The organism is Streptomyces griseoflavus (assembly GCF_014649995.1).
Taxonomy (GTDB): domain Bacteria; phylum Actinomycetota; class Actinomycetes; order Streptomycetales; family Streptomycetaceae; genus Streptomyces; species Streptomyces griseoflavus.
The window spans coordinates 871,876-878,155 of the sequence record NZ_BMUC01000001.1 but is presented as its reverse complement, the minus strand read 5'-3'; the positions used below and the strand labels follow the sequence as shown (position 1 = coordinate 878,155).

The following is a 6,280-nucleotide window of genomic DNA, read 5'->3' as shown; positions in this document are numbered from 1 at the left end:
GGGCAGGAGGTCGCCCACTCCAGGGAGCGGCCGTAGCCCCACGGGTCGTCGACGCCGACCGGCTTGCCGTACTTGGCGGTCTTCCAGATGTTGTAGAAGAACGGCAGCAGGGAGAGGCCGAGCAGGAACGAGGAGATCGTGGAGACCGTGTTCAGCGCGGTGAAGTGGTCGGCCGCCAGGTAGTCCGCGTACCGGCGCGGCATGCCCTCGGCGCCGAGCCAGTGCTGGACGAGGAAGGTGCCGTGGAAGCCGGCGAACAGCGTCCAGAAGGTGATCTTGCCGAGGCGTTCGTCGAGCATCTTGCCGGTGAACTTGGGCCACCAGAAGTGGAATCCGGCGAACATCGCGAAGACGACGGTGCCGAACACCACGTAGTGGAAGTGCGCCACGACGAAGTACGAGTCCGTGACGTGGAAGTCCAGCGGGGGCGACGCCAGGATCACCCCGGTCAACCCGCCGAAAAGGAAGGTGACGAGGAAGCCGACGGACCACAGCATCGGTGTCTCGAAGGAGAGACTGCCCTTCCACATGGTGCCGGTCCAGTTGAAGAACTTCACACCGGTGGGAATGGCGATCAGGAAGGTCATGAAGGAGAAGAACGGCAGCAGCACGCCGCCCGTGGCGTACATGTGGTGCGCCCACACCGTCGCCGACAGCCCCGCGATCGCGATGGTCGCGGCGATCAGGCCCATGTAGCCGAAGATCGGCTTGCGGGAGAAGACCGGGATGATCTCGGAGACGATGCCGAAGAACGGCAGCGCGATGATGTACACCTCGGGGTGGCCGAAGAACCAGAACATGTGCTGCCACAGCAGCGGTCCCCCGTTGGCCGCGTCGTAGATGTGCGCCCCGAACTTGCGGTCCACCTCCAGCGCCAGCAGGGCGGCGGCGAGCACCGGGAAGGCCAGCAGGACCAGCACACCGGTCAGCAGCACGTTCCAGGTGAAGATCGGCATGCGGAACATCGTCATGCCCGGAGCGCGCATGCAGACGATCGTGGTGATGAAGTTGACCGAGCCGAGGATCGTGCCGAAGCCGGACAGCGCCAGACCCATGATCCACAGGTCACCGCCCAGGCCGGGCGAGCGGACCGCGTCCGACAGCGGGGAGTAGGCGAACCAGCCGAAGCTCGCCGGCCCGTTCGGGGTGAGGAAGCCGCCCACCGTGATCAGCGAGCCCAGCAGGAAGAGCCAGTAGGAGAACATGTTCAGCCGCGGGAACGCCACGTCGGGCGCCCCGATCTGCAGCGGCATGATCCAGTTGGCGAAGCCGATGAACAGCGGTGTCGCGAACATCAGCAGCATGATCGTGCCGTGCATCGTGAACGACTGGTTGAACTGCTCGTTCGAGACGATCTGCAGTCCGGGGCGGGCCAGCTCGGCGCGCATCACCAGCGCCAGGATCCCGCCGAACACGAAGAACCCGAACGAGGTGCAGAGGTAGAGCGTGCCGATCGTCTTGTGGTCGGTGGTCGTCAGCCACTTGATCACGACGTTGCCCGGCCGCCTGCGCCGGACCGGCAGCTCGTCCTCGTACGTCTCCTCGTCGAGCGAGACCGCTGTGCTCTTGTCCGCCACTGTGCCAGTCCTCCTACGGCTCCGGGGACAGTCCCCAGGGCAGCATGGCGGGCGGACGACCCGCCGCGGCCGAAGCCGGGCGCCGTGGCGCGCATTCCACTCGGCAATCGGGTGACACCGGCCCCGTCTCGCACATGCGTACGGTCACGGGGGCGGAGGGAGTGGGACACGTCGGTGCTGAACGCGTGCCCGGCCGGGCGGCGCTCAGGGCGGCGGTGACGACGGCGACCGACGTCGCCGTGCACGCGGTGGCCTGCGTACTGCTGGTGCCGGACTCAGCACGGCCGGCGCCATGCGTCCAGTTCGTACCTCTTCAGCAGGGAACTCAGGCCCAGACGCCGGGAGTCGGCGCAGAAGCGGGCGGTGGGCAGCTCGTACTCGACGTGGAAGACGGCCTTGCCCGCCTCGACGAACGGCGTGAGCGCGTCGCACTCGCCGTACTGGGCGCACTGTTCGTTGACCGCGAAATCGAAGTCGCCGACCAGGTCGGGGATCTGGTCGAGGTCGTTCTTCAGGCCCACGGACAGTCCGCGCTCGTGGGCGAGCCGGGCGATCAGCCGGTTGTAGCGGAGCTGGTCGGCGGCGGTGAGGGGGAAGCCGGTGCGGTTGCGGTAGCCGTCCATGTTGTCCGGCTCCACCGCGTCGAAACCCTTGTCGCGGCACATGTCGAACCGCTCGGCCATGAGCGGTTCCAGGACGTCGGTCCGGCGGATGTCGAGCCAGCGCTCGCCCTCCCAGCCGTTGCCCCGGCCGATCACCGACGCCGGGAAGTCGTCCGCGTCCGGCCGGAAGTCCTCCCAGGCCCCGGTGGACAGGTAGCAGACGACCTTGCGGCCGTCGCGGTGCAGCCGCGCGACCGTCGCGCGGGAGTGGTCGAAGCCGTCGATGTCGTACACAGGCACGTCGACGGAGGTGTCCAGTCGGCCGCTGAGCTGCCACTGCCAGGCGGTGCCGGGAGGGGGCCGCCAGCGGTCACCGGCCGGGGACCCGGCGTCGGACGCGGGCGCGCCGGCGCAGCCGGCCGCCAGCACGGCGAGCAGCAGGACAAGCAGGAACGGTCGTCTCACCGGGCGGTCTCCACGGGGCGGTGTGATGGTCGGACACCACTGAGGACGCTGTTCGCGGCCCGGCGGTTGGGCGACGGGGCCCGGACACGCGCCCGGCCGTCACCGAAAGGCGAGCACCCGGATGAATGAGCGAACGCGCGGACGCGCGTAGGCTCGTCCCGAGTGTCCGCCGTACCGGGAGAGGCCCCGACGGGGCCGCGCCCGAACAGCGCAACTAGGGTCGGCTGCCGGGCCCGGTCGACCCACACCTTTCGGCCACCGCAACTTCACATCGGAAGCGAGATTCCACCACCGTGACTGCTCTCACTCTCAGCACCGCCGCGGTCCCCGGCCTGCGGGCCGACGCGATCGTGATCGGTGTCGCCAAGGGCTCTGCCGCAAAGGCCGCGGGCCCGGTCGTCGCACCGGGCGCCGAGGCCGTGGACCAGGCGTTCGACGGCGGGCTCGCCGGCGTACTGGAGACTCTCGGCGCGTCGGGTGCCGAGGGCGAGGTGACGAAGCTCCCCGCGCCGTCCGGCTTCAAGGCACCGCTCGTGGTGGCGGTGGGCCTCGGCGCCCAGCCCCAGAAGGGCTCCGGATACGACGCCGAGGCGCTGCGCAAGGCCGCCGGTGTGGCCGCCCGCGCCCTCGCCGGTTCCAAGAAGGCCGCCTTCGCCCTGCCCCTGACGGACGCCGCCGACGCCGGCGCGGTCGCCGAGGGCGTGCTGCTCGGCGCGTACTCCTTCGACGCCTACAAGGCCGACGGCGGCTCCGGCAAGAACGGCAAGAACGGCAAGGCCCCGCTCGCCGAGGCCGCGCTGCTCGGCGGCAAGCCCCGCGACAAGGCCTTCAAGGCCGCCGTCGAGCGGGCCACCGCCGTCGCCGAGGAGCTCAACCGCGCCCGTGACCTGATCAACACCCCGCCCAACGACCTCGACCCGGAGGCGTTCGCGGCCGTCGCCCAGGCGGCGGCCAAGGAGCACGGCATCAAGGTGCAGGTGCTCGACGAGAAGGCCCTGACCAAGGGCGGGTACGGCGGCATCCTCGGCGTCGGCGCCGGCTCCGCGTCCGGCCCGCGCCTGGTGAAGCTGTCGTACACCTCCTCCAAGGCGAAGAAGCACCTCGCCCTGGTCGGCAAGGGCATCACCTACGACTCGGGCGGCATCTCGCTGAAGCCGGCCGGTCACAACGAGACGATGAAGTGCGACATGAGCGGTGCCGCCGCGGTGTTCGCCGCGGTCGTCGCCGCCGCCCGGCTCGGCCTGGAGGTCAACATCACCGGCTGGCTGGCGCTGGCCGAGAACATGCCCTCCGGCTCGGCCACCCGCCCCGGTGACGTGCTGCGCATGTACAGCGGCAAGACCGTGGAGGTGCTCAACACCGACGCCGAGGGCCGGCTCGTCCTCGCCGACGCCCTGTGGGCCGCCTCGCAGGAGAAGCCGGACGCCATCGTGGACGTCGCGACCCTGACCGGCGCGATGATGCTGGCGCTGGGCAACCGCACGTTCGGCATCATGGCGAACGACGACGCGTTCCGCTCCGCGGTGCACGAGGCCGCCGAGGAGTCCGGTGAGCCGTCCTGGCCGATGCCGCTGCCGGAGCACCTGCGCAAGGGCATGGATTCGGCCACCGCCGACATCGCCAACATGGGCGAGCGGATGGGCGGCGGTCTCGTCGCCGGCCTGTTCCTGCGCGAGTTCGTCGGTGAGGGCATCACCTGGGCCCACCTCGACATCGCCGGTCCGGCCTTCAATGAGGGCGGCCCGTTCGGGTACACGCCCAAGGGCGGCACGGGCTCCGCGGTGCGCACCCTGGTGCGCCTCGCGGAGCGGGCCGCCGCCGGCGACCTGGGCTGAACCCGGCCGGCGGCCGGGGCCTCGCACGCGGGCAGGGCGAGGCCCCGCCGCCCGCGGGCGGGCTCCTCCGTCGCGGGTCGGGACGCGGCCGGTGCGTGAGCGGCCGCGTCCGCACGGGACCGCCGCGCACCGGTCACGGCCCGCCCCAGGTGGGCCGCCCCGCCGTCCGCGGCGCGGGAACGTGGGACGTGTCACACAACGGCCCGGCGTCTCGTTCAGGGGTGACAAGTGCGAGGATAGGGCTCGGCAGGACAGGGCCCACCCAAGGGCCGAGAACATTGAGCGGCCGGACACCAGCCGCCGACCGGTCACTGGAGACCGGCGTGGCGCACATGCATGGAGGACGTGACGTGGCGAACGACGCCAGCACCGTTTTCGACCTAGTGATCCTCGGCGGTGGCAGCGGTGGGTACGCCGCGGCCCTGCGCGGGGCACAGCTGGGCCTGGACGTCGCCCTGATCGAGAAGAACAAGCTCGGCGGCACCTGCCTGCACAACGGATGCATCCCCACCAAGGCCCTGCTGCACGCGGGCGAGATCGCCGACCAGGCCCGCGAGAGCGAGCAGTTCGGCATCAAGACGTCCTTCGAGGGCGTCGACATGGCGGGTGTGCACAAGTACAAGGACGATGTCATCGCCGGCCTGTACAAGGGCCTGCAGGGTCTGGTCGCCTCCCGCAAGGTGACCTACATCGAGGGTGAGGGCCGGCTGTCCTCCCCCACCTCCGTCGACGTGAACGGCCGGCGTGTCCAGGGCCGCCACGTCCTGCTGGCGACCGGCTCCGTACCGAAGTCGCTGCCCGGTCTGGAGATCGACGGCAACCGCATCATCTCCTCCGACCACGCCCTGGTCCTGGACCGTGTGCCGAAGTCCGCGATCGTCCTGGGCGGCGGCGTCATCGGCGTCGAGTTCGCCTCCGCGTGGAAGTCCTTCGGGGCCGAGGTCACCGTCATCGAGGGCCTCAAGCACCTCGTCCCGGTCGAGGACGAGAACAGCTCGAAGCTGCTGGAGCGCGCGTTCCGCAAGCGCGGCATCAAGTTCAACCTGGGCACCTTCTTCGAGAAGGCCGAGTACACCCAGGACGGCGTGAAGGTCACCCTGGCCGACGGCAAGGAGTTCGAGGCCGAGGTCCTGCTCGTCGCCGTCGGCCGCGGCCCGGTCTCGCAGGGCCTGGGCTACGAGGAGGCCGGGGTCGCCATGGACCGCGGCTACGTCCTGGTCGACGAGTACATGCGCACCAACGTCCCCACGATCTCGGCCGTCGGTGACCTGGTCCCGACGCTCCAGCTCGCGCACGTCGGCTTCGCCGAGGGCATCCTGGTGGCGGAGCGCCTGGCCGGTCTGAAGACCGTCCCGATCGACTACGACGGTGTCCCGCGGGTGACGTACTGCCACCCGGAGGTCGCCTCCGTCGGCATCACCGAGGCCAAGGCCAAGGAGATCTACGGCGCGGACAAGGTCGTCGCCCTCAAGTACAACCTGGCCGGCAACGGCAAGAGCAAGATCCTCAAGACCGCGGGCGAGATCAAGCTCGTCCAGGTCAAGGACGGTGCGGTGGTCGGTGTCCACATGGTCGGAGACCGTATGGGCGAGCAGGTCGGCGAAGCCCAGCTGATCTACAACTGGGAGGCGCTGCCGGCCGAGGTGGCGCAGCTCATCCACGCCCACCCGACGCAGAACGAGGCGATGGGCGAGGCCCACCTGGCCCTGGCCGGGAAGCCCCTCCACTCCCACGACTGACGCCCTCGGTCACCGGGCGCGACGACACAGACTTCCGCACTTTTAAAGGAGCAACCGAAACC

At 70.1% G+C, this 6,280-nt stretch carries 3 protein-coding genes and 1 pseudogene; 2 read left to right on the top strand and 2 right to left on the bottom strand.

Going from position 1 to position 6,280, the window contains the following annotated elements; all coding sequences use genetic code 11:
* Window positions 1-1,523, bottom strand: a pseudogene (ctaD, locus tag IE172_RS03820) (aa3-type cytochrome oxidase subunit I); the annotation flags it as partial.
* Between the two features lie 329 nt (window positions 1,524-1,852).
* Window positions 1,853-2,644 (bottom strand): endo alpha-1,4 polygalactosaminidase, encoded by a 792-nt coding sequence (locus IE172_RS03815; protein ID WP_190095602.1) that lies wholly within the window; start codon window positions 2,642-2,644, stop codon window positions 1,853-1,855.
* 293 nt (window positions 2,645-2,937) lie between these two features.
* Here IE172_RS03815 and IE172_RS03810 point away from each other — a divergent pair, with 293 nt between their 5' ends.
* Both IE172_RS03810 and lpdA read left to right on the top strand, forming a co-directional pair.
* The gene (locus tag IE172_RS03810; protein ID WP_190095601.1) at window positions 2,938-4,479 is read left to right on the top strand and encodes a leucyl aminopeptidase; all 1,542 of its coding nucleotides are present in this window, start codon (window positions 2,938-2,940) and stop codon (window positions 4,477-4,479) included.
* A gap of 350 nt (window positions 4,480-4,829) precedes the next feature.
* Window positions 4,830-6,218: a dihydrolipoyl dehydrogenase gene (gene lpdA / locus IE172_RS03805; protein ID WP_189555459.1), complete on the top strand. Its 1,389-nt coding sequence runs from the start codon at window positions 4,830-4,832 to the stop codon at window positions 6,216-6,218.
* Window positions 6,219-6,280: the final 62 nt, after the last annotated feature.